The sequence below is a fragment of the Nocardioides marmoraquaticus genome (assembly GCF_054777915.1).
The window spans coordinates 187,950-214,066 of record NZ_BAAHAA010000003.1 but is presented as its reverse complement, the minus strand read 5'-3'; the positions used below and the strand labels follow the sequence as shown (position 1 = coordinate 214,066).

27 protein-coding genes are annotated in these 26,117 nt (G+C 74.2%); 14 read left to right on the top strand and 13 right to left on the bottom strand.

The features are described from left to right. The first annotated feature begins 12 nt into the window (after positions 1 to 12). The 7 genes from ACYU8I_RS03905 (at position 13) to ACYU8I_RS03875 (ending at position 7,739) form a co-directional block, all read left to right on the top strand. Positions 13 to 1,320 (top strand): hemolysin family protein, encoded by a 1,308-nt coding sequence (locus ACYU8I_RS03905; protein ID WP_460837654.1) that lies wholly within the window; start codon positions 13 to 15, stop codon positions 1,318 to 1,320. 199 nt (positions 1,321 to 1,519) lie between these two features. Beyond that, a complete protein-coding gene (locus ACYU8I_RS03900; RefSeq protein WP_460837653.1) occupies positions 1,520 to 2,638 on the top strand; it encodes a glycosyltransferase family protein in 1,119 nt (372 codons plus the stop codon). After that, complete coding sequence (locus ACYU8I_RS03895; protein WP_460837651.1) at positions 2,635 to 3,738, top strand: glycosyltransferase; 1,104 nt, start codon at positions 2,635 to 2,637, stop codon at positions 3,736 to 3,738. Before ACYU8I_RS03900 ends, ACYU8I_RS03895 begins: the two co-directional genes overlap by 4 nt. Further along, the gene (locus ACYU8I_RS03890) at positions 3,735 to 4,742 is read left to right on the top strand and encodes a glycosyltransferase (protein ID WP_460837650.1); all 1,008 of its coding nucleotides are present in this window, start codon (positions 3,735 to 3,737) and stop codon (positions 4,740 to 4,742) included. The genes ACYU8I_RS03895 and ACYU8I_RS03890 overlap by 4 nt, the downstream gene beginning before the upstream one ends. Then, positions 4,739 to 5,539: a glycosyltransferase family 2 protein gene (locus ACYU8I_RS03885; RefSeq protein WP_460837648.1), complete on the top strand. Its 801-nt coding sequence runs from the start codon at positions 4,739 to 4,741 to the stop codon at positions 5,537 to 5,539. The genes ACYU8I_RS03890 and ACYU8I_RS03885 overlap by 4 nt, the downstream gene beginning before the upstream one ends. Next, entirely contained in the window at positions 5,536 to 6,489 is a 954-nt protein-coding gene (locus tag ACYU8I_RS03880; RefSeq protein ID WP_460837646.1) for a glycosyltransferase family protein, read from the top strand. Before ACYU8I_RS03885 ends, ACYU8I_RS03880 begins: the two co-directional genes overlap by 4 nt. Beyond that, positions 6,486 to 7,739: a glycosyltransferase gene (locus tag ACYU8I_RS03875; protein ID WP_460837644.1), complete on the top strand. Its 1,254-nt coding sequence runs from the start codon at positions 6,486 to 6,488 to the stop codon at positions 7,737 to 7,739. The genes ACYU8I_RS03880 and ACYU8I_RS03875 overlap by 4 nt, the downstream gene beginning before the upstream one ends. 200 nt (positions 7,740 to 7,939) lie before the next feature. Here the strand turns inward: ACYU8I_RS03875 and ACYU8I_RS03870 are convergent, their stop codons facing one another. Then, positions 7,940 to 8,317, bottom strand: coding sequence for a universal stress protein (locus ACYU8I_RS03870; protein WP_460837643.1), 378 nt, complete (start codon positions 8,315 to 8,317; stop codon positions 7,940 to 7,942). Between the two features lie 37 nt (positions 8,318 to 8,354). Beyond that, complete coding sequence (locus ACYU8I_RS03865; protein WP_460837640.1) at positions 8,355 to 8,657, bottom strand: tripartite tricarboxylate transporter permease; 303 nt, start codon at positions 8,655 to 8,657, stop codon at positions 8,355 to 8,357. Positions 8,658 to 8,683: 26 nt separating this feature from the next. On the opposite strand from ACYU8I_RS03865, the gene ACYU8I_RS03860 reads away from it, so the two are divergent. Then, on the top strand, positions 8,684 to 8,875 hold the full coding sequence (locus tag ACYU8I_RS03860) for a tripartite tricarboxylate transporter permease (protein ID WP_460837689.1): 192 nt from the start codon (positions 8,684 to 8,686) through the stop codon (positions 8,873 to 8,875). On the opposite strand, the gene ACYU8I_RS03855 is transcribed toward ACYU8I_RS03860, so the two are convergent. Genes ACYU8I_RS03855 through ACYU8I_RS03845 form a run of 3 tightly spaced genes read right to left on the bottom strand, consistent with a single transcriptional unit; the run spans position 8,835 to position 11,455 of the window. Beyond that, a complete protein-coding gene (locus ACYU8I_RS03855) occupies positions 8,835 to 9,503 on the bottom strand; it encodes a haloacid dehalogenase type II (RefSeq protein WP_460837637.1) in 669 nt (222 codons plus the stop codon). The two genes, ACYU8I_RS03860 and ACYU8I_RS03855, sit on opposite strands and share 41 nt — an antisense overlap. A 31-nt stretch (positions 9,504 to 9,534) precedes the next feature. Further along, a complete protein-coding gene (locus ACYU8I_RS03850; RefSeq protein WP_460837635.1) occupies positions 9,535 to 10,512 on the bottom strand; it encodes a 5'-3' exonuclease H3TH domain-containing protein in 978 nt (325 codons plus the stop codon). 37 nt (positions 10,513 to 10,549) lie between these two features. Next, a complete protein-coding gene (locus ACYU8I_RS03845; RefSeq protein ID WP_460837633.1) occupies positions 10,550 to 11,455 on the bottom strand; it encodes a LysR family transcriptional regulator in 906 nt (301 codons plus the stop codon). A 73-nt stretch (positions 11,456 to 11,528) separates the two neighbouring features. Here ACYU8I_RS03845 and ACYU8I_RS03840 point away from each other — a divergent pair, with 73 nt between their 5' ends. Genes ACYU8I_RS03840 through ACYU8I_RS03830 form a run of 3 tightly spaced genes read left to right on the top strand, consistent with a single transcriptional unit; the run spans position 11,529 to position 15,975 of the window. Beyond that, positions 11,529 to 13,613 (top strand): oxidoreductase, encoded by a 2,085-nt coding sequence (locus tag ACYU8I_RS03840; RefSeq protein ID WP_460837630.1) that lies wholly within the window; start codon positions 11,529 to 11,531, stop codon positions 13,611 to 13,613. A gap of 17 nt (positions 13,614 to 13,630) precedes the next feature. Continuing rightward, complete coding sequence (locus ACYU8I_RS03835; RefSeq protein ID WP_460837627.1) at positions 13,631 to 14,944, top strand: aromatic ring-hydroxylating oxygenase subunit alpha; 1,314 nt, start codon at positions 13,631 to 13,633, stop codon at positions 14,942 to 14,944. Then, on the top strand, positions 14,941 to 15,975 hold the full coding sequence (locus ACYU8I_RS03830; protein ID WP_460837625.1) for an FAD-binding oxidoreductase: 1,035 nt from the start codon (positions 14,941 to 14,943) through the stop codon (positions 15,973 to 15,975). The genes ACYU8I_RS03835 and ACYU8I_RS03830 overlap by 4 nt, the downstream gene beginning before the upstream one ends. 75 nt (positions 15,976 to 16,050) lie before the next feature. On the opposite strand, the gene glnA is transcribed toward ACYU8I_RS03830, so the two are convergent. After that, positions 16,051 to 17,469: a type I glutamate--ammonia ligase gene (gene glnA, locus ACYU8I_RS03825; protein ID WP_460837622.1), complete on the bottom strand. Its 1,419-nt coding sequence runs from the start codon at positions 17,467 to 17,469 to the stop codon at positions 16,051 to 16,053. A 169-nt stretch (positions 17,470 to 17,638) separates the two neighbouring features. Here glnA and ACYU8I_RS03820 point away from each other — a divergent pair, with 169 nt between their 5' ends. Continuing rightward, on the top strand, positions 17,639 to 18,022 hold the full coding sequence (locus ACYU8I_RS03820; RefSeq protein ID WP_460837619.1) for an RDD family protein: 384 nt from the start codon (positions 17,639 to 17,641) through the stop codon (positions 18,020 to 18,022). A gap of 170 nt (positions 18,023 to 18,192) precedes the next feature. Here the strand turns inward: ACYU8I_RS03820 and ACYU8I_RS03815 are convergent, their stop codons facing one another. The 6 genes from ACYU8I_RS03815 to lipB all read right to left on the bottom strand — a co-directional run bounded on the left by ACYU8I_RS03815 (position 18,193) and on the right by lipB (position 23,004). Beyond that, positions 18,193 to 18,945 carry a DUF4191 domain-containing protein gene (locus tag ACYU8I_RS03815; protein ID WP_460837617.1) on the bottom strand — a complete coding sequence of 251 codons (753 nt, stop codon included), beginning with the start codon at positions 18,943 to 18,945 and terminating at the stop codon, positions 18,193 to 18,195. Between the two features lie 63 nt (positions 18,946 to 19,008). Then, on the bottom strand, positions 19,009 to 19,989 hold the full coding sequence (gene lipA / locus ACYU8I_RS03810; protein WP_460837614.1) for a lipoyl synthase: 981 nt from the start codon (positions 19,987 to 19,989) through the stop codon (positions 19,009 to 19,011). Positions 19,990 to 20,033: 44 nt separating this feature from the next. Then, positions 20,034 to 20,324, bottom strand: a complete 291-nt coding sequence (locus tag ACYU8I_RS03805; protein WP_460837612.1) for a YrhK family protein — start codon at positions 20,322 to 20,324, stop codon at positions 20,034 to 20,036. A 2-nt stretch (positions 20,325 to 20,326) separates the two neighbouring features. Then, positions 20,327 to 21,241 carry a hypothetical protein gene (locus tag ACYU8I_RS03800; RefSeq protein ID WP_460837611.1) on the bottom strand — a complete coding sequence of 305 codons (915 nt, stop codon included), beginning with the start codon at positions 21,239 to 21,241 and terminating at the stop codon, positions 20,327 to 20,329. Next, a complete protein-coding gene (locus ACYU8I_RS03795; protein ID WP_460837610.1) occupies positions 21,238 to 22,215 on the bottom strand; it encodes an ABC transporter ATP-binding protein in 978 nt (325 codons plus the stop codon). The genes ACYU8I_RS03800 and ACYU8I_RS03795 overlap by 4 nt, the downstream gene beginning before the upstream one ends. A 57-nt stretch (positions 22,216 to 22,272) precedes the next feature. Further along, positions 22,273 to 23,004, bottom strand: coding sequence for a lipoyl(octanoyl) transferase LipB (gene lipB / locus ACYU8I_RS03790; RefSeq protein ID WP_460837608.1), 732 nt, complete (start codon positions 23,002 to 23,004; stop codon positions 22,273 to 22,275). Between the two features lie 82 nt (positions 23,005 to 23,086). On the opposite strand from lipB, the gene ACYU8I_RS03785 reads away from it, so the two are divergent. Then, positions 23,087 to 23,512, top strand: coding sequence for a hypothetical protein (locus ACYU8I_RS03785; RefSeq protein WP_460837606.1), 426 nt, complete (start codon positions 23,087 to 23,089; stop codon positions 23,510 to 23,512). A 4-nt stretch (positions 23,513 to 23,516) separates the two neighbouring features. Here the strand turns inward: ACYU8I_RS03785 and ACYU8I_RS03780 are convergent, their stop codons facing one another. Beyond that, the gene (locus ACYU8I_RS03780) at positions 23,517 to 24,422 is read right to left on the bottom strand and encodes a DUF1731 domain-containing protein (protein WP_460837603.1); all 906 of its coding nucleotides are present in this window, start codon (positions 24,420 to 24,422) and stop codon (positions 23,517 to 23,519) included. 94 nt (positions 24,423 to 24,516) lie between these two features. Between ACYU8I_RS03780 and lpdA the strand changes: the two genes are divergently transcribed. After that, complete coding sequence (lpdA, locus tag ACYU8I_RS03775) at positions 24,517 to 25,908, top strand: dihydrolipoyl dehydrogenase (RefSeq protein ID WP_460837602.1); 1,392 nt, start codon at positions 24,517 to 24,519, stop codon at positions 25,906 to 25,908. Positions 25,909 to 26,117 lie beyond the last annotated feature (209 nt).

Below are 26,117 nucleotides of genomic sequence, written 5' to 3'. Positions count from 1 at the left end.
ATACTGGAGGGCGTGGACCTCGCGACGCTCGGCAACGCCGCCCTCGTGCTCGCCTTCGTGCTCGTGGGGGGTGTCTTCGCCGGCACCGAGATCGCGCTGATCTCGCTGCGCACCAGCCAGGTCGACAACCTGGCCGAGCGCGGCGGACGCGCGGCACGCACGGCGGCGGTCGCCCGCGACCCCAACCGCTTCCTCTCCGCGGTGCAGATCGGCGTCACGGTGGCCGGCTTCTTCTCCGCCGCCTTCGGCGCCTCCACCCTGGCCCCCGACTTCGCGCCCGCCCTCGAGGGCCTCGGGCTGTCCGGGGGAGCGGCGCTGACCGCCTCGACCGTCGTGCTGACCCTGGTCATCGCCTACTTCTCGCTGGTCCTCGGCGAGCTGGTGCCCAAGCGGCTGGCGCTGCAGCGCTCCGAGGGCATCGCCCTGCTGGTCGCCCCGCCCGTCGACACCTTCAGCAAGGTGATGCGCCCGGTGATCTGGCTGCTGTCACAGTCGACCGACCTCGTGCTGCGGGTCCTCGGCCAGGACCCCGACGCGGTGGCCGACGAGGTCACCGAGGAGGAGCTTCGGGTGCAGATCGCAGGGCTGCGCGACCTGCCCGAGCAGGAGCGCGAGATCCTCGACGACGTCTTCGAGGCCGGCGACCGCATCGTGCGCGAGGTGATGACCCCGCGCCCGCGGGTCACGGTGCTGGGCAGCGGCCTCACGGTCGCCGAGGCCATCGAGAAGGCCCAGGCCGAGCCCTTCTCGCGCTACCCGGTGGTCGGCGACGGGGTCGACGACATCCGGGGCTACCTCCACGTGCGCGACCTGCTCGGGCGCGACGGCGACGAGCGCGTCGAGGACCTCCTGCGCGACCTGCCGGGCGTGCCGTCGACCAACCGGGTGCTGCCGACGATGTCCCACCTGCGTGCGGTCGGCGCCCACCTCGCGGTCGTCGTCGACGAGCACGGCGGCTTCGACGGCATCGTCACCCTCGAGGACCTCGTCGAGGAGCTCGTCGGCGAGATCCAGGACGAGTACGACACCCCGGCCGCCGAGGTCGTCATCGAGGCCGGCGACGCCCGGCTCGTCGACGCCCGGATCACGATCGAGGAGTTCGCCGAGCACACCGGCGTCGAGCTCGACGACGGCGGCTACGAGACCGTCGCCGGCTACGTCGTCGACCGTCTCGGCCGGCTCGCGGCCCGCGGCGACGTCGTCCCCGTCGCCGACCACGAGCTCGTGGTCACCGGCATGGACGGACGCCGCGTCGCCCAGGTCGCCGTACGCCCCCGCGAGCTAGTGGAGGAGCCGGCGCCGACCGCGACCGAGTCGTGATGTTGCGCTCGGCCGAGGTGGGTACACGGGGCAGGTACGCAGCTCTTGCGTCTTGAGCCACCAGGACGTGCACGCCGCCTCGTCGCCCGCCGACGACGTCGTCACGGGAGGCTCCCGCCCCTGATCGACGCCGACTCGTCGAGCCCGCACGAGGCTGGCGACCGTCGTCGACAGGAGGCTTCTCGTGGACCCCGCAACGGTGGAAACCGCACCGGTCCGGCTCGGGTCGGTGTCCCGCCCCCGCCCCGCCGTCGAGGTGGTCTCGGTGCCGGCCGGCCATCCCTACGCGCGCCACACGCAGGCGCTGCCAGGCGCCGAGCGCCGGGTCGTCGTGCATCCCGACCCCGACCCCGACGACCCGTCCCGCGTCGCCGGTGAGCGGTGGTGGCCGCCGGTCGCCCTCGACCCCGCGTGGGTCCGTGGCCGCCGCTTCGACGTGCTGCACCTGCACTTCGGCTACGACGACCGCACCCCCGAGCAGCTCGCGGAGCTGTGCGACACCCTCGACGCCGACGGCAAGCCGCTCGTGCTGACCGTGCACGACCTGCGAAACCCGCACCACGAGGACGCGCACGTGCTCGACGCCCAGCTCGACGTGCTGGTGCCGCGGGCTGCGGCCGTGGTGACGCTGACCGCCAGGGCGGCCGCGGAGATCTCGGCCCGCTGGGGCGTGGTGGCGACGGTGCTGCCGCACCCGCACGTCGTCGACCTCGACGCCATGACCCGGGTGCGGGCGGCACGGCGTGCCGCCGGGCCCGTCGACCCCGTGGTGGGGGTCGCCGTCAAGGATCTCCGGCTCAACACCGACCCGCTGCGGCTGCTGCCCACGCTGGCGGACGTCGTCGGCGAGCACCCGGGTGCGCGGCTGCGGGTCACGGTGCACCGCACGCTGCACGACCGCTGGGACGAGCGGGCCGCCGACCTCGTGACCTGGCTCGACGCGTGGGGCGGCGACGAGGTCGAGGTGGTCTGGCACGACCGCCTCTCCGACACCGAGCTCTGGGCCGAGCTCGCCTCGCAGCACGTGGCCGTGCTGCCCTACCGCTTCGGCACCCACTCGGGCTGGCTGGAGGCCTGCCACGACGTCGGCACGCGAGTGCTCGCCCCGAGCCACGGCTGCTACGGCGACCAAGGGGCCGACGCGACGTACCCCGCCGACGAGGAGTCCGTCGACACCGACGGTCTCGCCGACGCGCTGCGCACCCTGCTGCGGCAGCCCACCGACCGGCTGGTCGGGATGGAGTGCGATGCGCGCGCCGCTCAGCGCACCCACGTCGCCGACACCCTGCACGCCCTCTACACGACGGTGCTGAGGTGAGGCGCCTGCGCATCTGCGTCGTCGCCTCGAGCAGGTTCCCGATCGCCGAGCCCTTCGCCGGAGGGCTGGAGGCCCACACCGCGGCGCTGGTGCGCGAGCTGCGTCGCCGCGGCCACGACGTCGAGCTCTTCGCCGCCCCGGGCTCCGACCCCACGCTGGGCGCTCGTGAGCTGCCGGTCGCGACCTTCACCAGCTCGCCGACCGCCCGGGCCGACATCGCGGCGCCGCCGGAGCGGTGGATGCAGGAGCACCACGCCTACCTCGGGCTGATGCTGCGCCTCGCGGGCGAGGGCTCGCGCTTCGACCTCGTGCACAACAACTCGTTGCACCACCTGCCCGTCGCCATGGCGCCGTCGTTGCCGGTGCCCGTGGTCACCACGCTGCACACCCCGCCGGTGCCCTGGCTGGAGTCGGCCTTCGCCCTCGCCGGGGACCGGCCCGGCGCCGGCGTGCACGTCATCGCCGTCAGCGAGCGCACCCGGCGGCAGTGGCGCCACTGCGTCGACGCCGACGTGGTGCACAACGGCATCGACACCGCCCGCTGGCCGGTGGGTCCGGGCGGCGACCGTGCGGTCTGGTCGGGCCGGCTGGTGCCGGAGAAGGCGCCCCACCACGCCCTGCTCGCGGCCCGTCGGGCCGGCGTGCCGCTCGACCTCGTCGGGCCCGTCGGCGACCAGGCGTACGTCGACGAGCACGTGCGGCCGCTGCTCGACCCGCCGGGACCCGGCGCGGCGTACCGCCACCTCGGCCACCTCGACCAGGCCGCTCTCGCCCGCACCGTCGGACGCGCCGCGGTGGCCCTGGTGACCCCCGCCTGGGAGGAGCCCTTCGGCCTGGTGGCGATCGAGGCGCTGTGCAGCGGCACGCCCGTGGCGGCGTACGCCCGCGGGGCGCTGCCGGAGGTGCTCGGCCCCTGGACGGGCCGGCTGGCCACCCCCGACGACCCCGACTCGCTCGCCGCTGCGCTGCTCGAGGCGAGCCGGCTCGACCGGCGGCGCGTGCGCGAGGAGGCCGTGGCGGCGTACGGCGTCGAGGCGATGGTCGACGCCTACGAGCACGTCTACGACCGGGCCGTGGGCGGGCTGGGGCGCGTCGCGTGATCGGCCTCTACGTCCACCACCACGGCCGTGGCCACCTGCACCGCGCCCGGGCCCTGGCCGACCGCCTGGCCGCGCGGGGGGAGCCGACGACCGTGCTGAGCTCGCTCGAGGCGCCGGCGGACTGGCCGGGGGCCTGGGTGACGCTGCCGTACGACGTGGGGCCCGACCCGCACGACGCGCCGCAGGACCCCACCGCGGCGGGCACCCTGCACTGGGCTCCGCTCGACCACCCGGGGCTGCGCACCCGCATGACCCGGATCTCCACGTGGCTCGACCTCGCCCGCCCCCGCGCCGTGGTCTGCGACGTCTCCCAGGAGGTCGCGCTGCTGTGCCGGCTGCACGGCGTGCCGGTGGTCTCGGTCGTGCAGCCGGGCCGACGCGACGACCCGGCCCACCTGCTCGGCCTGCGGGCGGCCACCGGCCTCGTCGCGGTCTGGCCGCCGTCCGCGGGCGACCTGCTGCCCGGGGTGCCGACCGACGTCACCGCCCGGGTGGTCGCGGTCGGTGGGCTCTCCCGCTTCCCGGCCGCACCGCGCGGACCCCGGCACGACGGCCCGCTGCGGGTCGTGGTGCTCGGCGGCCGCGGCGGCGACGCCTGGAGCGGCGAGCAGCTCGACCGGCTCCGCTCGGCCGTGCCCGACGTCGAGCTCACCGCGCTCGGACCGGGGGAGACCTGGGTCGCCGACCCGTGGCCGCTGCTGCGCACGGCTGACGCGGTCGTGACGCACGCCGGCCAGAACGCCGTGGCCGAGGTCGCGGCCGCCCGGGTGCCGGCCGTGGTCGTGCCCGCGGCCCGCCCGTTCGACGAGCAGCAGGTCATGGCCGCCCGGCTCGACGACGGGCCGTGGCCCGCGGTGGCGCTGGCGAGCCTGGAGCACCCCGACTGGCGCGGGCTGCTCGACCACGTCGCGGCGCTCGACGGCGAGGCGTGGGCGCCGTGGTGCGACGGCGACGCGGCCGACCGGTTGGTCGACGCCGTGCTCGGAGCCGGGGTGCTGGTGTGAGCGGGCTCGCCGTGGTCACCGTCGCCCACGGCCGGCACGACCACCTGCGCCGGCAGCAGGAGTCGCTGCGACGTTCGGTGCGCCTGCCCGACGTGCGGGTCGTGGTGGCGATGGACGACCCCGACCTCGTGCTGGACGACGCCGAGGTGGTGCACCTCCCGGCGCGCCCCGACCGGCGCCTGCCGCTGGCGGCCGCGCGCAACGCCGGCGTGCGCGCCGCGACCGACCGCGGGGCCGACGTGCTGGTCCTGCTCGACGTCGACTGCCTCGTCGCCCCGCCGACCCTCGCGGCCTACGACGCGGCGGTGCGGGAGGCGGCCGGCACGCTGTGGTCGGGTCCGGTGACCTACCTGCGCGCCGACGACCGGCCCTACCCCCTTGACGCCCTCGACCGGCTCGACGCCCCGCATCCCGCCCGACCGGCCCCCGCGCCGGGCCGTCGCGAGACCGGCGGCGACTGGTCGCTGTTCTGGTCGTTGTCCTTCGCGGTGTCCGCCGACGGCTGGGCCGCCGCGGGCGGCTTCGACGAGGCGTACGCCGGCTACGGCGGCGAGGACACCGACTTCGCCCAGCGCGCGCGGGCCGCCGGTCTCGAGCTCGGCTGGGACGGCGGCGCCCGGGCCTACCACCAGCACCACCCGACGAGCAGCCCGCCGGTGCAGCACCTCGACGACGTCCTGCGCAACGGAGCGGTCTTCGCCGAGCGATGGGGCTGGTGGCCGATGACGGGTTGGCTGCACGACTTCGAGCGGCTCGGCCTGGTGCGGCGCCGCGGCGACACGTGGGTCGCGGCGTGATCCCGGCGCACGTGGTCGTGCCCGGCACCGAGCGGCACGGCGTGACGATCCTGGCCCGCCAGCTCGCCCACGAGCTCGGCGCCGAGGTCGTCGGCCCGGACGACCCCGGCACCGGGCCGGTGCACCTGCACCTCACCGACCGGCTCCTCGGCCGCCCGCCGGGGGCCGTGGCGGCGTACGTGCGCCGGCTCGCGGCCCGGCGCCCCACCACCGTCACGCTGCACGACGTGCCGCAGCCCACCGACGGCCGCGCCTTCCCGCGCCGTCGGGAGTGCTACGCCGGCGTCGTGGGCGCTGTCGCCGGCTGGGCGACCTCGTCGGCGACGGAGCGCGACACCCTCGCGCGCCACTGCCGTCCGAGCACCGACGGCACCGTGGTGCCGCTGCCGGTCGTGCCGCACCCGGTCACCCCGCCGGCGACCGACGGTCGGCCGAGCATCGGCGTCTTCGGCTGGGTCTACCCCGGCAAGGGGCACCACGAGGCGCTGGAGGCCGCGGCCCGCCTCGACGGCGTCCGCGTGGTCGGGCTCGGCGCCGTGGCCGACGGGCACGCCGACCTGGGCCGCTCCCTGACCGCCCGGGCGGCGGAGCTCGGGGTCGGGCTCGAGCTGACCGGTTGGCTGCCCGACGACGAGGTGGCGGCGCGCCTGGCCGGCGTCACCGTGCCGCTCGTCGCCCACGGCAACCTGTCGGCCTCCGGCTCGCTCAACAGCTGGCTCGCCGCGGGGCGACGCCCCCTGGTCCGCGACAGCGCCTACGCCCGCGAGATGGCGGCGCTGCGGCCCGGCACGGTCGAGACCTTCCCCGCCGACGCCGGTCCCGACGACCTCGCGGCACTGGTGACCAGCAGGCTCGCCGAGCCCGCCGCCGGCGTGGTCGACGTACGCCGCCTCGCCCCGCTGCTGGCGGACACCGCGGCCGCCTACCGGGCGTGGTGGGAGCGCCGGTGACCGACGGGTTCTGCCCGTCGCACGCCGCGGTGCCCGCACCCGGTGACGCCGCGCGGGTGTCGGTGGTGGTGACGCACTACGAGCAGCCGCAAGAGCTGGCCCGCACGCTTGCCGCCCTGGCCCGGCAGGACCGCCCGCCCGACGAAGTGGTCGTGACCGACGACGGCTCGGCCGAGCCACCGTCGGTGCCGCCGGGGGTCCGGCTGGTGGTGCAGCCCGACGAGGGGTTCCGGGCGGCGCGCGCCCGCAACCGCGGCGTCGCGGCCACCACCGGCGACGTGGTGGTGCTGCTCGACGCCGACACCGCGCCCGAGCCGTCGCTGCTGCGGCACCTCACCGAGGTGCCGCGCGCCGAGCCCGACGTGCTGGTGGTGGGGCGGCGGCGCCACACCGCCTTCGACGACGGTCCGCTCGACCCGGACGACCCGTTGCGCGGGGCCGAGCGGCACGCGCTGGCCGAGCCGGCCTGGCTGGCCGACGGCTGGGCCGCCTCCGACGACCTGCGCTCCGCCGACGAGGGCTCGTTCCGCTTCGTGATCTCCGCGGTGCTCGCGGCGAGCCGGGGCTGGTTCGACCGGGTGGGCGGGTTCGACGAGCGGTTCGTCGGCTACGGCGGCGAGGACTGGGACCTCGCGCACCGCTGGTGGACGGCCGGGGGGCGGCTCCGGCACGTGCCCGGTGCCGTGGCCTGGCACCAGGGCGACGCGGTCGGCGGCGAGGAGCGGCGCAGCGACCCGCGCGACGAGCGGCGTACGGCGGAGTCGGTCGCGACCGCCGCACACGTCAACGCGCCCCCCGTCGCCTTCCGCGGGCTGCGCGCCGCGCCCGCGCGGGTGGTCGTGACCCACGACCCCGACCTCGACGACCGCGCGCTGGTCGTGGCGGTCGACGGCCTGCTGCGCGACCTGCCCCAGGCCGACGTCGTCAGCGACCGGGCGGTGTGGCAGCAGGTGGGCGACCCACGGGTCCGGCCCCACCTCGGCGCCGACGCCGTGCGGGCGGCGTACCGGGTGCACCTGGCGGCGGGGCTGGCCGCAGAGCCGGCCGCCTGGTCGCGGCTGCTCGACGAGGGCACCCGGGGCGTCACGACGCTCGAGCGGCCGGGGGTGGCCCTGACCGACCTGCGTCGGCTCCGTCGCGCCCACCTCGGTCTCGAGCGCGCCACGACGTCGTCGGCCGACCTGCCCGACGGGCTGCGGTCGGCCGAGGCCGTGTCGCTGCAGGCGTGGCTCGGCGGCTGGTGGCGCTGAGGGGTCAGTCCCTGGCGGTCGAGGGGTCAGTCCCTGACGGTCGAGGGGTCAGTCCCTGGCGGTCGAGGGGTCAGTCCCTGACGGTCGAGGGGTCAGTCCCTGACGGTCGAGGGGTCAGTCCCTGACGGTCGAGGGGTCAGTCCCTGACGGTCGAGGAGTCAGTCCCTGACGGTCGAGGAGTCAGTCGCCGACGTCTCACTTCACGGCGAGGACCGGCACGTCGGACTCGAGCAGCACCTTCTGCGAGACGCTGCCCATGAGCAGCTTGCCGACGGCGAGCGCCTGCGCACCCCGATGACCACGAGCTCGGCGCCGTGCTTGTCTGCGTGCTCCACGATCAGGCTCGCGACGTCGCCGCCGACGGGCTGCTCGATGGTGGCGGTGACGCCCTGGTCGCCGGCGCGCCGCACCAGGTCGTCGAGCTCGCCGGTGGGCGCGATCCGGTCGTCGACCGGCGCCTCGCCCGGCGCGACGTTGAGCACGACCAGCGGGACCGAGCGGTACGCCGCCTGGCGCACGGCGGCGTCGAAGACGGCCTCGGAGCCGTCGCGGTGGACGTGGGCGAGCAGGACGGTCATGGGTCCTCCACGGGGTGGTGGGTGGCGAGGTGGGCGGTCAGTCGTCCTCGACGAAGACGACCTCGCGCTTGCGGCGCACCGCGGGGAGCACGGCCATCACGAGGGCGACCAGGGCCAGGGCGAGCAGGGTCGCCTTGAGCACCGAGCCGCGGGCGAGCGCGATCGAGACCACCAGGCCGAAGATCACCAGCGAGAAGTAGTCGGCCGCTCCGAAGTCGAGCGCGATCCGGGCGAGGGGCACCGCTGCCACCGCCAGCACCAGCGTGGCCACGGTGCCGGCGAAGAACGACCCGATCGCGGCGGTGGCCAGCGCGACGCCGGCCCGGCCGCGGCGGGCCATCTCGTGGCCGTCGATCGCGGTGACGGATCACCTTCGACTTCGAGCCCACCACCGCGCTGATCATGCTGGCGGGCATCTACTACGGCGCGCAGTACGGCGGCTCGACCACCGCCATCCTCATCAACCTGCCCGGGGAGTCGTCGTCGGTCGGGGCCGCAGCTGTCAGAGTGGCCCGACTCAGGCCGCCAGCCGCTCGGCGAGGTCGACCAGCGAGGTGACCTCGAGGTCGGCCGGTGGCAGGGCGTCGGGGTACGCCGCCCCGGCCCGCCCGACCCAGGCCGTGGCGAGCCCGGCCCGCCGGGCGCCGGCGACGTCCCACGCGTGCACCGCCACGAGCATCGCCCGATCGGCTGAGACGCCGGTGCGGTCGAGCGCGTGCCGGTAGGCCTGCCCGGCCGGCTTCCACGCGCCCGCGTCCTCGACCGACAGGTACGCCTCCACCACGTCGGCGGCCGCGGTGCCCTCGAGCAGCGTCCGCGCGACCGACGCGCTCCCGTTGCTCAGCGTGACCACCCGGCAGCCGGCCTCGGCCAGGCCGACGATCCCGTCCTCGACGTCCGGGTGCAGCGGGAGCCCGGTGAACCGCTCCATGACGTCGGCCGCGGCGTCGGGGTCCGCTCCCGCGGCGGTCAGCCGGGCGCGGAGCGACGACGACGCGAGGTCGGCGAACCCGGGCAGGTCGCCCAGCAGGGTCAGGGCGAAGGCATCGCGGAGCACCCCGGCGAACCACGCCTCGACCTCGTGGGCGCCCAGCCCTGCCCGCTCGAACGCCTCGCCCATGAGCGACAGGTCGGACAGGGTCTCGTTGACGTCGAGCACCACGAGGTCGGGCCGGGTCGCGTCCATGGCCGGCCCGTACCCCGACCGTGCCTGCCTGTCAGCCCGTGAGCAGCCGCACCGCGAGCGCGGTGGTCTCGTCGATGCCGAAGAAGCCGGCGACGCGGCGGACCTTCTCGACGTCGAGGGGCAGCAGGCCGGGGGTGCCGGGGACGTCGGGGGTGAGGCCGAGGTCGAGGTCGGTGACGCCCTGCATCAGGTCGACGTTGAAGTCGTAGCGCTCGCGGGCCCCCGGCGCGATGAGGCGGCGTACGACGCTCGCGCCGAGACGTCGGCCACCGGCCTCGAGCGCCTGGTCGTCGAGGGCGGCGGCGATCGAGCGGCCCGCGTCGTGGTCGATGTCGGCCCACACGGCGCGCATGTCGCCGGCTGCCTCGAGCAGCGCGACCGCTGCCTTCTCGCCGATGCCGGTGACCCCGGGGAGGTTGTCGCTGGCGTCGCCGCGCAGGGCGGCGTACGCGAGGTAGTTGGGGGCGGCGACGCCGTACATCAGTCGCAGCCGGTGGGGGTCGAGAAGCGGGGAGCCGCCGATGCCGCCGTCGATCAGCCGCAGCACGCGGGTGTGGGCGCTGACGTGGGCGAAGGCGTCGCGGTCGGAGGTCACCACCACGCAGTCCCAGCCGTGCCGACCCGCCCACGTGGCAGCCGAGGCGGCGACGTCGTCGGCCTCGAGGCCCGGGGGAGTGACCGTGGCGAGGCCGAGGGCGTCGAGCAGGGCTCCGGCGCGCTCGAGCTGCTCGACGAGCTCGGGGTGCTTGGGGGCGCGTCCGGCCTTGTAGTCGGGGAAACGGTCGCGCCGCAGCGAGGCGGTGCGGTCGTCGAGCCCGAACACCACCGCGTCGGGTGCGAACCGGTCGATGCACTCGAGGATCTGCCGCAGCATCCCGTGCAGCGCCCACACCGGGCGCCCGGAGCGGTCGGTGATGCGGGTGTGAGCCCGGGCGTGGTGGTTGCGGTGCAGCAGCGACGGCGCGTCGACGACCAGGAGCAGGCGGCGGGCGGCGTCGGTGGGGCTCATCGGGATCGGGCGCCATGCTACGTCCGGAGCCGTCACCTCAGGCGGGCGCCGGGTCCTGCGGCGGGGCCATCGCCGCGAGCGCGGTCGCCACCCGGGCCTGGGCGCGGGCACCGTTGCGCACGACGCCGAGCAGGTGTCGTCCGGGCGGCGGGTCGCCCTGCAGCGGCACCCTGACGATGTCGTAGACGCTCGGGAGGTTGGCGAGCCGGGGCACGATGGCGACCCCGAGGCCGGCGTGGACGAGCGCGGCGCCGGTGTCCCACTCGACGGCCTCGTGGGCGACGTCGGGGACGAACCCGGCGGCGAGGCACGCGCTCGTCACGAGCCGGTGGTAGGGCCGCCCCGGACGGTCGAGGATCCAGGGCTCGTGGGCCGCCTCCTGCAGCGCGACCGAGGTCAGCCCGGCCAGCGCGTGACCCTCCGGGACGAGCAGGTCGAGGGGGTCGTGGCCGAGGGTGACCTGCTCGAAGCGTCGGTCGGACACGGGCGGTGTCTCCTCGGTGGCGACCACGACGGCGAGGTCGGCGCGCTCGGCCAGCAGCAGGTCGAAGCACTCCGCGGGGTCGGCCTCCACGAGCCGCACGACGGTGCCGGGGTGCTCCGCGACCACCCGACGCACCGCACGCGGCAGCAGCGTCGACGCGGCGGTCGAGAAGCCGCAGAGGGTCAGGGTCCCGCCCCGCGGCCCGGCCACGGCCTGCACCCGCGCTCGCGCCGCCTCCCAGCTCGCCGCGACGTCGTGGGCGTGGTCGAGCAGCACCAGCGCCGCGTCGGTGAGGCGTACGCCGCGTCCCTGCGGCGCCAGCACGGGGGCGCCGATCTCGCGGGCGAGCGACCGCAGCTGGGCGGAGACGGCGGACGGGGTGTAACCGGAGGCGGCGGCCGCCGTGACGCCGCCGTGCTGGGCGACCAGTCGCAGGGCGTGGAGCCGGGCGTCGAGCATGCACGATGATCGCACGGTCAGCCGTTGTTTCTCGCGATGGTCTGCACGGTCAGGCGCGCGCAGACTGTCGGGCATGACGGCCCTCGTGCCCCCGCCGGCAGTCGCGGCCCCGCCGCTGCGCGACGTGCTGCTCGAGCCCTTCCGGCTCGGCCACCTGCACCTGCGCAACCGGGTGGTCAGCGCCTCGCACGAGCCGGCGTACACCCACGACGGCATGCCCAAGGAGCGCTACCGCCGCTACCACGTGGAGAAGGCCCGCGGTGGGGTCGGCCTGACCATGATCGGCGGCTCGGCGGTGGTCTCGCCCGACAGCCCGCCCGCCTTCGGCAACATCGAGGTCCACCGCGACGAGGTGGTGCCGTGGCTGCGGCTGCTCGCCGACGAGGTGCACGACGCGGGCGCCGCCGTGATGATCCAGCTGACCCACCTCGGGCGGCGCTCGAGCAACTTCTCCGGCGACTGGCTTCCCCTCGTCTACCCCAGCCGCAGCCGCGAGCCCGCGCACCGGTCCTTCGCCAAGGCCGCCGAGACGTGGGACGTCGACCGCATCGTCGGGCACTACGTCGCCGCCGCCCAGCGCTGCGTCGCGGCCGGGCTCGACGGGGTCGAGCTGGAGGCCTACGGCCACCTGCTCGACGGCTTCCTCTCGCCCGCCACCAACGACCGCGACGACGAGTACGGCGGCGACGCCGCCCGCCGCCGCGCGTTCGGCGTCCGTGTGGTCAGCGGCATCCGTGCCGCGGTCGGACCCGACTTCGTCATCGGCCTGCGGATGAGCATGGACGAGTGCCTCACCGACGGCGTCGGCCTCGACGAGGCCGTCGAGACGGTGGGTGAGCTGTCGGCCGTGGGGGTCGACGTGCTGTCGGTGATCCGCGGCACCATCGAGTCCGACGCCACGCTGGCCCGGGTCATCCCGTCGATGGGCGACCGGTCGGCGCCCCACCTGGAGTTCGCCGGCGAGGTGCGGGCACGGGTCGACGTGCCGGTGATGCACTCCGGGATGGTGGCCGACGTCGCCACCGCCCGCCACGCGCTGACCGCGGGGCTCGTCGACCTCGTCGGGCTGACCCGACCCCAGATCGCCGACCCGCACCTCGTCGCCAAGGTCGCGCGCGGCGAGACCGACCGGATCCGGCCGTGCGTGGGGGCCAACTACTGCCTCGACGCCATCTACGAGTCCGGCGACGCCAAGTGCCTGCACAACGCCGCGACGGGGCGCGAGCTGCTGCTCCCGCAGGTCGTGCCGCTGACCCGACGCCGCCGCCGGGCGGTGGTCGTCGGTGCCGGCATCGCGGGTCTCGAGGCGGCGCGCGTGCTCGGCGAGCGAGGCCACGACGTCACCGTGCTCGAGGCCAACGCGAGCCCGGGAGGGCAGGTGCGGCTCGCCGCCGCCGCGCCGCGACGTCGCGACCTGGTCGGCATCGTCGACTGGCGGGTGGCCGAGGCCCGGCACCTCGGGGTCGAGGTCCGCTACGGCGTGCTCGCCGAGCCCGGCGACGTGCTCGCCCTCGACCCCGACGTGGTGGTCGTGGCGACCGGCGGCCTGCCCGACACCGAGGTGCTCGCCTCGGGCGCCGAGCACGTGCTCGACACCTGGGACGTCCTCGGGGGCGACGCCCACCCCACCGGCTCGGTGCTCGTCTACGACGACCACGGCGGCGAGGCCGCGCTCGGCACCGTCGAGCTGCTCGCGGCCCGGGGCTGCGACGTCGAGCTCGTCACGCCGGAGCGCACGGTCGGGATCGGGGTCGGCGGCATGAGCTCCCCGGCGTACCTGCGGGCGTTCGCCGACCACGGCGTACGCCTCACGGTCGCGACGCGCCTCCGCTCGGTCGAGCGGGCCGCCCCCGGCTCCGGCCACCGCCTGGTGGCGGTGCTCGGCAGCGACTACACCGACCGCACCTGGACCCGCCGGCTCGACGCCGTCGTGGTCGAGCACGGCACCGTCCCCAACGACGACCTCTACCACCGGCTCGTGCCCGGCTCGACCAACCTCGGCGAGGTCGACCACGACGCCCTGCTGGCCGGCCGGCCCCAGCAGGTGCGCACCAACGCGGCCGGCGGCTACCAGCTGTTCCGCGTCGGCGACGCCGTGTGCAGCCGCAACATCCACGCCGCCGTGTACGACGCGCTGCGGCTCTGCTTCGCCCTCTGACCCCGCGAGGAGTGCCCGTGACCGCCACCCCGACCGCCACCCCGACCGCCGACCCGACCGTCCTACGGCCGCGCCCGCAGCCCACGCTCGAGGACCGGCTCGCCGCCCGGGTGCCCGGGCGGCCGCTGCCGGGGTCGTTCTACACCGCCGACGACGTCTACGCCGCCGACCTGCGCCACGTCTTCGGCCGGCACTGGTTCCTGGCCGCCACGGAGGCCGAGCTGCCCGAGCCGGGCGACTACGTGACGCTCGACCTCGACACCCGCTCCCTCATCGTGGTCCGCGACGACGACGGCGTCGTACGGGCCTTCCACAACGTCTGCCGCCACCGTGGGGCGCGGGTGCTCACCGAGCCGTCCGGCTTCGTCGGCAACCTGACCTGCGGCTACCACTCGTGGACCTACGGCACCGACGGGCGGCTGCTGCACGCCCCCGGGCTCACCGGCACCGACCCCGCCTGCCTGTCGCTGCGAGCGATCGCCGTGCGCGTCGTCGCGGGGCTGGTCTTCCTGAGCCTGGCGGCGGTGCCACCGACCGACGTCGACGACTTCGCGCAGACGCTGACGCCGTACCTCGCCCCGCACGGCCTCGCGCGCGCCAAGGTCGCCGCCCAGGTCGACCTCGTCGAGGCCGGCAACTGGAAGCTCGTCATGGAGAACAACCGGGAGTGCTACCACTGCGACGGCCACCCCGAGCTGTCGTGCTCGTTCTTCCCGACGTACGGCCTGCAGGCCCACGAGGTCCCCGACCGGCTCCGCGCCGCGCACGACCGCTTCCTCGCGGCCGAGGCCGACCTGCACGAGCGCAGCCTGGCGCTCGGGCTGCCCGACACCCTCGTCGAGGACCTGGTGGGACCCGACCTCGCCCACCGCGTGGCGCGCGAGCCGCTCGACGGCGCGGGCGAGTCCTTCTCGCTGACCGGACGCGTCGTCTGCCGCCGCCCGCTCGCCGACCTCGGAGAGCCGCGCCTGGGCCGGCTCAGCGTCCACACCCAGCCCAACGCCTGGTTCCACGTGCTCTCCGACCACGCCGTCGTCTTCACGGTGCTGCCACAGGCCGTCGACCGCACGCTCGTGCGCACGACGTGGCTGGTGCACGCCGACGCCGTCGAGGGCGCCGACTACGACCCGGCCGAGCTCACCCACGTGTGGCGCGAGACGAACGCGCAGGACAGCACCTTCGTCGCGCTCACCCAGGCCGGTGTCGCCGACCCGGCGTACGAACCGGGGCCCTACACCGCCAGTGAGTACCAGGTCGACCACTTCCTGTCGTGGTACACCGCCCGCATGCTCGACGGCCTGGTCGCCGCGCGCTCGGTGGGCTCCCCGTGAGCGGCTTCGACGCCGAGGTGCGGGTACGCCGCGTGGTCCCGGTGACCCACGACGTCACCAGCGTCGTGCTGGACCCACCCCCGGGGTGGGACGGCCGGTTCGACGCCGGCCAGCACCTCGTCCTCGCCGCACGTCCCGACGGCCCGGCGGGACCGGTGGTGGAGCGCTGCTACACGATCTCGTCGCCTCCGACGCGGTCCGCGACGCTGACCATCACGGTGAAGCGTCAGCCGGGCGGCGTGGTCTCGCCCTGGCTGCACGACCACGTGCGGCCGGGCGACCTGCTGCGGTTCCGCGGACCGGTCGGCGCGTTCACCCACGTCGCGCACCCGGCGCCGGCGTACCTCTTCCTCACGGCCGGCAGCGGCATCACCCCGGCGATGTCGATGGTGCGCGCGCTGGCCGACTCCGGCAGCGACGCCGACGTGGTCTTCGTGCACAGCGCCCGCACCCCGGCCGACATCGTGTTCCGGCGCGAGCTCGCCGCGCTGCCGGAGACCGGGCTCGCCGTCCGCGTGACCTCGGTGTGCGAGGCCGACGCGCCGGGGGAGCGGTGGCAGGGCCCGGTGGGTCGGCTCTCCGAGCCGCTGCTGCGCCTCGTCGCGCCCGACGTGCGCGAGCGCGAGGTGTTCCTCTGCGGACCGCCGGCCTACATGACGGGCGCGGTCACGCTGCTCGACGGCCTGGGCGTCGACCCCGAGCGGGTGCACCGCGAGAGCTTCTCGGTGGGAGCCGCGACGCCGGTCTTCGAGGACGCGGGCGCGGCCGCGCTGGCGCGTATCGAGCTCAAGCGCAGCGGCCGCGTGGTCACCTGCGCACCGGGCGCGACCGTGCTCGACGCGGTGACGACGGCCGGGGTGATGCTCCGGTCCTCGTGCCGGCAGGGTCTCTGCGGCACCTGCAAGCTCCGGCTCGTGGAGGGCCAGGTCGAGATGCGCCACCAGGGCGGCATCCGGCACCGCGAGGTCGACGCCGGCCACTTCCTGCCGTGCTGCTCGCGTCCCACGACCGACCTCGTGCTCGACGCCTGACGCCTGGACGCACCACACCCCCGGACCACGGAGGTCCGGGGGTGCCGTGCCGACGTACGGAGCGCGGGGCTCGGCTCAGATGTCGTAGTAGAGCTCGAACTCGTGCGGGTGCGGGCGCAGCTGCACGGGGGCGATCTCCTGCGTGCGTTTGAAGTCGACCCAGGTCTCGATCAGGTCGGGCGTGAAGACGTTGCCCACCGTCAGGAAGTCGTGGTCGGCCTCGAGGTGGTCGAGCACGGCGCCCAGCGAGGTGGGCACCTGGTCGATCTCGGCCATCTCGTCCGGCGGGAGCTCGTAGATGTCCTTGTCGATCGGGTCGGCCGGCTCGATCTTGTTCTGGATGCCGTCGATGCCCGCGAGCATCAGCGCCGAGAACGCCAGGTAGGGGTTCGCCGACGGGTCGGGGAAGCGGGTCTCGATGCGCTTGGCCTTCGGGTTCGACCCGGTGATCGGGATGCGGACCGACGCGGAGCGGTTGCGCGAGGAGTACACCAGCGAGATCGGCGCCTCGAAGCCCGGCACCAGGCGGTGGTAGGAGTTCACCGTCGGGTTGGTGAAGGCCAGCAGCGACGGGGCGTGCCTGAGGATGCCGCCGATGTACCAGCGGGCCATGTCGGACAGGCCGCCGTAGCCGGTCTCGTCGTAGAACAGCGGCTCGCCGTCGTTCCAGATCGACTGGTGCACGTGCATGCCGGAGCCGTTGTCGCCGAAGATCGGCTTGGGCATGAAGGTGACCGACTTGCCGTGCTGCCAGGCGGTGTTCTTGATGAGGTACTTGAACTTCATCACGTCGTCCGCGGCCTTGAGCAGCGTGTCGAACTTGTAGTTGATCTCGGCCTGGCCGGCGGTGCCGACCTCGTGGTGGGCGCGCTCGACGTGCAGGCCCGACAGCTCGAGGTTCTTGACCATCTCGGCGCGCAGGTCGCTGTAGTGGTCGTACGGCTCGACGGGGAAGTAGCCACCCTTGAGGCGGGTCTTGTAGCCGAGGTTGTCGCCCTCCTTGCCGGAGTTCCACCAGCCCTCGACGGAGTCGATGTGGTAGTAGCCCTCGTTGACGCCGGTGGAGTAGCGGACGTTGTCGAAGATGTAGAACTCCGCCTCGGGAGCGAAGTAGGCGGTGTCGCCGATGCCCGTCGAGGCGAGGTAGGCCAGCGCCTTGCGGGCGATGTTGCGCGGGTCGCGCGAGTAGGCCTCGCCCGTGATCGGGTCGTGGATGAAGAAGTTGACGTTCAGGGTCTTCGACGACCGGAACGGGTCGATGTAGGCCGTGGTCGGGTCGGGGTAGAGCTGCATGTCCGACTCGTTGATGGCCTGGAAGCCGCGGATGGAGGAGCCGTCGAAGCCGAGACCGTCGTCGAAGACCGACTGGTCGAAGGAGGAGACGGGCACGGTGAAGTGCTGCATCACCCCCGGCAGGTCGCAGAAGCGGACGTCGACCATCTCGACGCCCTCGTCCTTGATGTACTTCAGCAGCTCTTCGCTGGTGTTGAACATTCGTCCTCCTTGCCGGGATCCCGGCCGGGTGTGCGGTGGTGAGCGCGCGCCCGCAGCACTGCAGGACGCGAGGTGGAACCTATGCAGCGGCAGTTGCACGACCGTATCCGGTTTGTTTCCGGCACGTAACGGGGCAGGTCGTCTCCCGGTCGCTCGCTAGGGTCGGTGCGTGCCCGACCACGCCTCCTGGGGCCGCCGGATCTCGGCCTTCCTGATCGACGGTGTCGCCTCCACCCTCGTGACGATCCTGCTGATCGGCATGGAGCAGTACGCCGACCCCGCCGGCCCCGGCCGCTGGTGGGTCCTGGGCGTCTTCTACGTCGAGGTGGCCGTGCTGACGGCGCTGGTCGGGGGGTCGTTCGGGCAGGTCGCCGTCGGGGTGCGCGTGCTGCGCACCGACGGTCGCCCGCTGTCGCTGCTGCGCTCGCTGCTGCGTACGGCGCTGATCCTGCTGGTCGTGCCGCCGCTGGTCTTCGAGTCCGGCACCGGCCGCGGACTGCACGACATCTGGACCGGCGCCGGTGCCTACCGCAAGCCGGTCGCCCGCGCCTGACGACTGAGCCGGACCTCGCTGTCAGATCTCAGTCGTCCAAAGGGGCATCGGACGACCGAGAACTGACACTGACGCCCTGATTATCCGCCTGAGCGGGTAATCAGGGGCTCGCCGACAGACCTGCGCCGTCACCAGCCGGCCACGAGGACCGGATCCTGGCAGCGAACGGCTCAGCGACCGCGGAGCTGACCGCGCATGCCCTTCGCCGACGTCGGCATCGGGCCCTTGGGGATGGGCAGGGGGGAACGGCGGGCGTCGACGGCCTTGATGCGGGCGAGCACGTCGGTCATCTGGGCGGGCTTGAGCTGCTTGTCCATCTTCTTGACGTGCTTGGCGAGCTTGGGCAGCGGCACCTGGCCCTCGTCGTAGCCGATGACGACCTGCTTGATGGGCACCTCGCTCGCGACGCGGGCGTGACGCTGCTGCTCGTCGCGGAGCAGCTTGGTGACGCGCGAGCCCTGGCCCTCGCCGATGAGCACGATGCCGGGGCGGCCGACGACGCGGGTGACGACGTCCTGCTGCTTGGTGACGGCGACGGCGGGGTCGATCTTCCAGCCGCGACGCAGCGTCATCTGCAGCGCGCCGGCGGCGGCGCCCGGCTGCCCCTCGATGCGCTTGTACGCCGCGTTCATGGCGCGGCGGTTGAGCACGATCAGCAGCGCCAGGACGCCGAACAGCAGGCCGGTGATGGTCGCGAAGACCCACGACGCCGGGAACAGCAGCAGCATCAGGCCGAAGCCGACGAGGAACGCCAGCACGAAGCTGCCGAGCAGCACCCGGCCGACCGCGGGGTCCTGCTCCTTGGTCATCCGGTAGACCTGGCGCATCTGTGCGACGCGGCCGGGCTCGCCCGACGCCTTCTTCTGCGCGCGGCGCTCCTTGCGGGAGAGCTTCGGGGCCTTCGTGGGGGGCTTGGTCGCCATGCTGGGTGTCAGTCGCCTCGGTCGTGGTGGGTCTGGGACGGGTGTCTGGGCGGGGGCAGTCTCTCAGATGACGGAGACGCCGCCGCGCGCCTCGACGGCCTGCTGGTAGAGCCGGCCCGCGCGGTACGACGACCGCACGAGCGGTCCGCTCATGACGCCGGCGAAGCCGATCTCCTTGGCCTCGTCGGCCAGCTCGACGAACTCCTGCGGCTTGACCCAGCGCTCCACGGGGTGGTGGCGCGGCGAGGGCCGGAGGTACTGCGTGACGGTGATGAGGTCGCAACCCGCCTCGTGCAGGTCGCGCAGCGCCTGGCTGACCTCCTCGCGGGTCTCGCCCATGCCGAGGATGAGGTTCGACTTCGTGACCAGGCCGAAGTCGCGCGCCTGGGTGATGACGTCGAGCGAGCGCTCGTAGGTGAACGCCGGTCGGATCCGCTTGAAGATGCGCGGCACCGTCTCGACGTTGTGGGCGAGCACCTCGGGCCGGCTCTCGAAGACCTCGCGCAGGAGCTCGGGCTTGCCGTTGAAGTCGGGGATGAGGTTCTCGACGCCGGTGCCGGGGTTGAGCTCGTGGATGGCCCGCACCGTCTCGGCGTACAGCCAGGCGCCGCCGTCGGGCAGGTCGTCGCGGGCGACGCCGGTGATGGTCGCGTAGCGCAGCTGCATCGTCTGCACGCTCTCGGCCACGCGGCGCGGCTCGTCACGGTCGAGCGGCTGCGGCTTGCCGGTGTCGATCTGGCAGAAGTCGCAGCGTCGGGTGCACTGGTCGCCGCCGATGAGGAACGTCGCCTCGCGGTCCTCCCAGCACTCGTAGATGTTGGGGCAGCCCGCCTCCTGGCAGACCGTGTGCAGCCCGCCCGACCTCACCAGCTGCTGCAGCTCGGTGTACTGCGGGCCCATCCGGGCCTTGGTCTTGATCCACTCCGGCTTGCGCTCGATCGGGGTCTCCGCGTTGCGCGCCTCGAGCCGGAGCAGCTTGCGTCCGCCGGGGCCCGCGGGGGTGTCGCTGGAGGGCGCGGCGGTCTGCTCGGGTGCTTGTGTCACGCCGACCAGCGTACGCCGCGGCCCTTGCGCGCCGACCTGCGCGTTCAGTACTCCCCGCCGCTGTCGAGACCCGAGCCGTGGCGCCGCTGGAGGTGCACGCGCCGGCTCAGCCGGATCACCGGGCGGGCGAGCAGCTGCAGGCTGCCGAGCAGGAAGAGCCAGGTGCCGGCGTAGGTGGTGGCGGGGGAGAAGAACAGGATGCTCCCGACGACGAACCACAGCGCGACGGCGATGTCGTTGAGGATGCTCAGCACCTCGTAGCGCTGCCGCAGCAGCAGCTCGTCGGGTCCGAGCCGCACGTGGAAGGCGTCGTCGTGCCGGTCGTGCACGGCCACCCTCACACGTCGCGACGGGAGAAGACGACGAGCGAGAGCAGCGCAGCGAGCAGGGTGAGCGCGCCGAGGAAGGCTCCGGCCAGCAGCGGGTCGAGGGTGCTGCGGGAGGGGTCGACCCAGGCGAGCGCGTTGCGGCCCACCGACCACTGCTCGGCCCCGCCGACGGGGGAGAGGCTGAGCGCGATCTCGCCGCCGACGGCGTAGACGAAGAGCAGCGCCAGGGTCGCGACGGTGTGGCGCAGCGCCATCGTGAGCGCGAACCCACCCAGTGCCGCCGCGGCGGAGAGGGCCGTCGCACGGCCGACCTGCTGCAGGGCGCCGGTGACGGCGGCCCCGCTGGCGTCGAGCCCGCGCACCTCGGCCACCACCGCGAGCACCGCCCAGAAGGAGAGCAGCGCCACAAAGGCGGCGACGGCGCTGCCGATCACGACGGCGAGCGCCTTGACGAGCCAGAGCCTGGTGCGGCGGGGCTGGACGCCCAGCTGCGTGGCCATCGACCGCGTCGCCCAGTCGGAGCCGGCGAAGGTGCAGCCGGCCACCACCATCAGGCAGATCACGACGAGGGCGACGTCGGCGCCGCGTTGCGGCACCACCTGGGCGAGGTCGAGGCCCTCACGAGGCAGGAACCGCTCGGACCCGGGAACGAGGGTGCGACACTCGCCGGCCGTCGCGCCCTCGCCGAAGTAGGCGGCCGGGTCGTCCTGGCAGTCGGCCATCTCGGCGCGCACCTCGGGGTCGCGGGCGGCGAGAGCCGACTGGGCGTCGGCGTCACGCTGGTCGGCCGCGGTGAGCGGGCGCGACTGCCAGGCCACCAGACCGGCGGCCACGACCGCGAACAGCAGCGCGGCGACCATCAGCGCCACGACCACGCCACGCGAGCGCCAGCGCGCGAGCTCGACGCCCAGCTGCCGCCTCACGACGCGGCTCCCTGCCGGTCGTCGGCCCCCTCGTCGGCCCGGTCGCCGACGTCGAGGTTGCTCGAGGCCGACCGGCCGGTCAGGCGCAGGAAGTAGGTCTCCAGGTCGGGCCGCGCCTCGGTGAGCTCGCTGACGTAGTGGCCGCGCCGGGCGAGCGCCTGCGTGATCGCCTCAGGACGGGCGTGCCCCTCGACCAGGAGGTGGTCGTCGGCGCGGGTGACGGTGTGGCCCTCGCCCCGGAGCAGGTGCTCGGCACCGCGCAGGTCGGCGACGACGACCCGGGTGCGCGAGGTGTCCTCGCCGAGCAGGTCCTCGACCCGTCCCGAGGCCACCAGTCGTCCGCGCTGCACGATGGAGACCGAGTGGCACAGCTCCTGCACCTCGACCAGGTTGTGCGAGCTCAGCAGCACCGTCACCCCGGAGTCGCCGAGGCGCCGCACCAGGTCGCGCACGCTGCGGGTGCCGGCGGGGCCGAGCCCCGTCGTGGCCTCGTCGAGCAGCAGCAGGTCGGGGGTCTTCAGCAGCGCCGCCGCGATCGCGAGGCGCTGTCGCATGCCGAGCGAGTACGACGCGTACGACGACCGCGCGCGGTCCTGCAGGCCGACCTGGTGGAGCACCTCGTCGACCGCGGCCTTCTTGACCCCGAGCGAGCGGCCGACCAGCGCGAGGTTCTTGCGGCCGGAGAGGCGCGGCACGAAGCCCGCCTGGTCGACGACGCCGCTGACGCGGTCGACGACCTGCGGCAGGTGGCGCGGCACCTGGGCGCCGAGCACCCTGACGCTGCCGCCGGAGGGTCGCGCGAGCCCCAGCAGGATGCGGAGCGTGGTGGTCTTGCCCGAGCCGTTGGGTCCGAGGAAGCCGTGGACCCCGCCGGCCGGGACCTGCAGGTCGAGCCCGTCGAGGGCCACCGTGCGCCGCAGGCCGTGCCGGTAGACCTTGCGCAGGCCGCTGGTCTCGACCACGAGGTCGCTCACGCTGGCCACACCTTCCGCACTGGACGAGTCCGGCGTCCAGCATGGCCGACGGGGTCGTCAGGTCAGCGGATTGAGGACCGGGACACGCAGGCTGCTCCTGGCGGGGTCGGGACGCGCCTCGTAGTCGGGCGTGGCGGCGTACGGCTCCCACGCCAGCAGCACCTCGAGGTGGCGCCGGACCAGCGGCAGCACCTCGGCGACGGCGACGTCGCGGCCGAGCTCCTGGCTCAGCGTGGTGACGCCGGCGTCGGCGATGCCGCACGGGACGAACCGGTCGTACCAGTCGAGCGAGACGTCGCAGTTGAGGGCGAACCCGTGCATGGCGACGCCGCGGCTGACCCGGATGCCGATCGCGGCGACCTTGCGCTCGGGCAGCCCGCGCTCGGGGTCGGCCTGCAGCCAGACACCGCTGCGCCCCGGCACCCGGGCCGTGTCGACGCCGAGGTCGCGGCACACGCCGATGAGCGCCTCCTCCAGGCGACGCACGTAGTCGACGACCAGCACGTGGTCGGGCAGCCGCACGATCGGGTAGCCGACGAGCTGTCCGGGCCCGTGGAAGGTGATCTTGCCGCCACGGTCGACGTCGATGACCGGCGTGCCGTCGGTGGGCCGCTCGTGGGGCTCGGTGCGCTTGCCGGCGGTGTAGACGGGCGGGTGCTCGAGCAGCACCACCGTGCCGGCGGCGTCCGGGTCGTCGACGACCTCCGCGTGCACGTCGCGCTGCCGCTGCCACGCCGTCTCGTAGTCGACGGGGGCGTCGGTCAGGTCGAGGAAGTGCAGGCCGCTCACTCCGTCAGGCTACGCCGGGCGTGCGGGAGGTCCGCCTGTGGACAACTCGCACGGGCCCCACCCCGACGGCAGGGTGGCCGGCATGCGGAGCTGGCGGGTGGCGGGCCTGGTCGTGACGGCGTGGGTGGTCGCCCTCGCCCTGCTGCTGCCGCGCGGCCCGGCCGAGGCGCCGGCGCCGACCGCCCCCGCACCGGTGAGCCCGTCCGGTGCCCGCGACGCCGAGCTCGCAGAGGCCGCCGCCGTGCTGGCCGCGTGGGACGACCGCCGCGCCGCCGGGTGGCGCGTCACCGACCTGCGCTCGCAGGTGCTGGCGCTGGCCGTCGTCCGGGCCACCGACGACCGGCTGCTGCTGCGGGTGGTCGACCGGGTGGCGGGCGGCCGGGTGGTCGGGCGTGACGGCGCGCGGGCCTCTGCGTTGCCGGGCACCACGGCGACGACCCGGGTGGTCGACCTGCGCCGGGGCGAGGTGGGCTGGCAGGTGAGCGCCTCCCGGCTGGTCGACGGGTGACGGCTCAGCGGGAGGGCGAGAGGCCCTCGCGCACCACGTCGGCGACGGTCGGGTCGCTGAAGACGAAGCCGCTGTCGAGCAGGGTCTGCGGCACGCCATTGACCGAGCCGAGCAGCTCGGGTGCCATGGCCCCCGCGGCCTTGTCGAGCACCGCGGCCGGCACCTTGACGACCGCCGGCCGGTGCACCGCCTTCGCCAGCGCCTTGGTGAACTCGGCGTTGGTCGGCGTGCGCTCGCAGCACAGGTTGGCCGGGCCCGAGACCTCGTCGTGGGTGGCGAGGTGCACGACGGCGTCGATCCAGTCGCGGGCCGAGATCATCGGCATGTGCTGCCGACCGGACCCCAGGGGCCCGCCGAGCCCCGTCCTGAAGAGCAGCCGCAGCGCGCCGAGCGGCTGGCTGCGACGGTCCATCACCGGCGCCGTCCGGAGCACGACCACCCGGGCGCCGGCCTCGGCGGCGGGGTCGGCCGCCTCCTGCCAGGCGCGCGAGACCCGGGCCAGCAGCGCGTCGCCGGACAGCGGGGTGCTCTCGGGCAGCGGCGTCGCCCCGTGGTCGCCGTACCCGGCGATGCCGTTGCCGGCGAGGAAGGTCGGCCGGCGATCACCCGCGGCGATGGCGTCGGCCAGCACGGTGGTGGTCGTGACGCGGCTCGTCATCACCTCGCGTGCCCACTTCTGCGAGTGCACGTTGCCGACGAGGGGAGAGCCGGCCAGGTTGACGACCACGTCGTGGTCGTCGACCACGGCGGGCTCGAGCGGCCCGCTGTAGGGGTCCCACCGGACCTCGTGCTCCCCGGCCTCACGACGCACCAGCGACGTCGTCGCGTGGCCGAGGGCGTGGAGCCGCTCGCGCAGCAGGGTGCCGAGGAAACCGGAGGAGCCGGCGACGAGGACGCGCAGGGAGGTCACCCGAGACGTGTGCCCAGCCACCGGGCAACGCATGTGACCGGCGGGTTCGCCACCGCGTGGTCCGGCGTCGGCGCCACGGCATAGGCTCGCGCGCGTGAGTGATTTCGATGTCGTCGTCCTCGGTGCGGGCCCCGGTGGCTACGTCGCCGCCATCCGCGCCTCCCAGCTCGGCCTCAAGGTCGGCGTGATCGAGAAGCAGTACTGGGGCGGCGTCTGCCTCAACGTCGGCTGCATCCCCTCCAAGGCGCTGCTGCGCAACGCCGAGCTGGCCCACACGCTGCAGCACGAGAAGAAGCTCTTCGGCATCACCGGCGACGCGACGATGGAGTACGGCGCCACCCACGCCCGCTCGCGCGACGTCTCCGCCGGCATCGTCAAGGGCGTCCACTTCCTCATGAAGAAGAACAAGATCGAGGAGATCCAGGGCTGGGGCACCTTCACCGACGCCAAGACCATCGAGGTCCAGCTCAACGACGGCGGCAGCCGCACCGTCACCGCCGACAACGTCATCATCGCCGCCGGTGCGACCACCCGCCTGATCCCCGGCACCCAGCTCTCCGACAACGTCGTGACCTACGAGGAGCAGATCCTCGACGCCGAGCTGCCCGGCTCCATCGTCATCGCCGGCTCCGGCGCGATCGGCGTCGAGTTCGCCTACGTCATGAAGAACTTCGGCGTCGACGTCACGATCGTGGAGTTCCTCGACCGCATGGTCCCCACCGAGGACGCCGAGGTCTCCAAGGAGCTGCTCAAGCACTACAAGAAGCTCGGTGTCGACGTGCGCCTCGGCACCAAGGTCGAGGCCATCGAGGACACCGGCTCCGGCGTCAAGGTCACCGTCTCCAAGGACGGCAAGGAGGAGGTGCTCGAGACCGACAAGGTGCTCCAGGCGATCGGCTTCGCGCCTCGCCTGGAGGGCTACGGCCTCGAGAACACCGGCGTCGAGACCACCGAGCGCGGCGCCATCGCCATCGACGAGCGCGGCCGCACCAACGTCGAGGGCGTCTGGGCCATCGGCGACGTCACCGGCAAGCTGATGCTGGCGCACACGGCCGAGGCGATGGCCATGGTCGCCGCCGAGACCATCGCGGGCGCGGAGACGATGGAGGTCGACTTCGACATGATCCCGCGGGCCACCTACTGCCAGCCGCAGATCGCCTCCTTCGGCTACTCCGAGGAGCAGGCCAAGGACAAGGGCTACGACGTCAAGGTCGCCAAGTTCCCCTTCTCCGCCAACGGCAAGGCCCAGGGCCTCGGCCACGCGGTCGGCTTCGTCAAGATCGTCGCCGACGCCGAGCACAACGAGATCGTCGGCGCCCACATGATCGGCCCCGACGTCACCGAGATGCTCCCGGCGCTGACCCTGGCCCAGAAGTGGGACCTCACCGCCGACGAGGTCGCCCGCAACGTCTTCGCCCACCCGACGCTCTCCGAGGCCGTCAAGGAGGCCATCGAGGGGATCGCGGGCCACATGATCCACATGTGACCAGGTCTCGACAGGCTCGCTGTCGGCGCACGAGGCTCGACCACCGCTGGACCGGTCTCGACAGGCTCGACCACCGCTGGACCGGTCTCGACAGGCTCGACCGTCGGCGCACGAGGCTCGACCACCGATGGGCAGAACTCGACAGGCTCCACCACCGCTGGACCGGTCTCGACAGGCTCGACCACCGATGGGCAGAACTCGACAGGCTC